The sequence below is a fragment of the Lactobacillus sp. N54.MGS-719 genome (assembly GCF_000980505.1).
GTDB lineage: Bacteria > Bacillota > Bacilli > Lactobacillales > Lactobacillaceae > Lactobacillus > Lactobacillus amylovorus.
In genome coordinates, this window is record NZ_LARO01000097.1 from 1 (window position 1) to 1516 (window position 1516).

Here is a 1516-nt window from a genome sequence, read left to right on the forward strand (position 1 = left end):
GATCATGAAGACTAGCCTGTGTGGTTCATATCTATAGTCATACATGTGCATCCCCACCTTACTATGCTAAGCGAATATACGTTCACTTGCTTGATAATGCTATTTTACGAAAATACGTTTGCGTTATCAATGCTAGTCTGATATTTTTAGCTAAAAAATAAGTCTTCTTTTAAGCCAATCTTTAGAAAAGGTGTTATATTACGGTGTATTGTAATTCATGATGCAATACACTTTTAAATACTCAGTATGATCTATATGTGTAAAAAAGTCGTTACCATGGTCTCCTTAAGGTAATGACTTTTTTGTGCCTAAATTAATATTTCTTGATTTAGATCAATTTATTTACTAGCTTTTTTCGCTATAATTTAATTAACAAAGCGAAAAGGAGAGTGGACTCATGTTGAAAATTACATTTACTGATAACGCACTTGATTACTTAAAGAGAAGAGAAATCGCAGACAAGACTTTGATCTTAATCACCGATGATGGTGGTGGCAAGTATTCTATCAAGGGTGGCGGCTGCAGCATTGGTTCCCACTTTTCAATCATCTGGGTTGATCAAGTTGATCCCGATTATCCTGTAGAGCTTGAAAACGATCAGGGCTTGAAGATCTATACTTCAAAGTATGATATGACGATGATGGGACCAAACATGGTGATGGATTATGATGCCGGCAGCTTAAATCTTCGTTCTGACGAAGGAATTCTTGACGGCGGCGTAGAAATCGGCAATGGTGCCGCATTAATTAAGGCTAACAAGAACGTTAAGATGGGCGCTGTTGAATGGCGTTGTTAATAAGCGTAAATTTTGATATATTAAAAGCGAAGGACAATTTGCCATAATTGCATTTTGATTCAATGCAAAGGCACAGAAGTCATTACTCTAGAAACCACAATAAGAGTAATGGCTTTTGTTTTTCAAACGAGTAAATATAAATGATTTTACGTGAATATAAATCTGCTGACTGTGCACAACTAGCCCAATTGTTTTATGAAACTGTACATACTATCAACATTTTAGATTACTCTCCAGAGCAAATGGATGCGTGGGCACATAAAGAGATTGATTTACCAAAATGGGATGCATCTTTTAGAGCGCACAAGAGGATTGTTGCAATTGATAAAAAACAAATTGTAGGTTTTGGTGATATTGATAAATCAGGATATTTAGATAGACTTTTTGTTCATAAAGATTATCAAGGACAAGGTATTGCAAGTGCTATTTGTGATGAACTGGAAAGTAGTATAAAAGATGGTAAAATTGTGACACATGCATCTATTACTGCTAGACCATTTTTTAAGGCTAGGGGATACATTGTAGTTAGGAAACAAAAAGTTGTAAGGGATGGAATAGAATTGATCAATTTCGTAATGGAGAAAAAATGAAAACTTTTTTCAATTTTTCCTTGCATTTGTCCTAGATATTCGTTATTATAATTAAGTCAGCTAACGGAGGAGTAGCGAAGTGGCTAAACGCGGCGGTCTGTAAAACCGCTCTCTCTGAGTTCGGCGGTTC

The 1516-nt window shown here is 35.6% G+C and carries 2 protein-coding genes; both read left to right on the forward strand.

Going from position 1 to position 1516, the window contains the following annotated elements; genetic code table 11:
• Positions 1-397: 397 nt before the first annotated feature.
• Positions 398-796, forward strand: a complete 399-nt coding sequence (locus WS44_RS09195) for an iron-sulfur cluster biosynthesis family protein (RefSeq protein WP_013641595.1) — start codon at positions 398-400, stop codon at positions 794-796.
• Between the two features lie 140 nt (positions 797-936).
• Positions 937-1386 (forward strand): GNAT family N-acetyltransferase, encoded by a 450-nt coding sequence (locus WS44_RS09200; RefSeq protein WP_013641596.1) that lies wholly within the window; start codon positions 937-939, stop codon positions 1384-1386.
• The last annotated feature ends 130 nt before the right edge of the window (positions 1387-1516 follow it).

What these genes read in the sequence shown, in the direction of transcription:
- WS44_RS09195 (WP_013641595.1), top strand. Translation starts at nt 398, where the DNA reads ATGTTGAAAATTACATTTACTGATAACGCACTTGATTACTTAAAGAGA.
- WS44_RS09200 (WP_013641596.1), top strand. Translation starts at nt 937, where the DNA reads ATGATTTTACGTGAATATAAATCTGCTGACTGTGCACAACTAGCCCAA.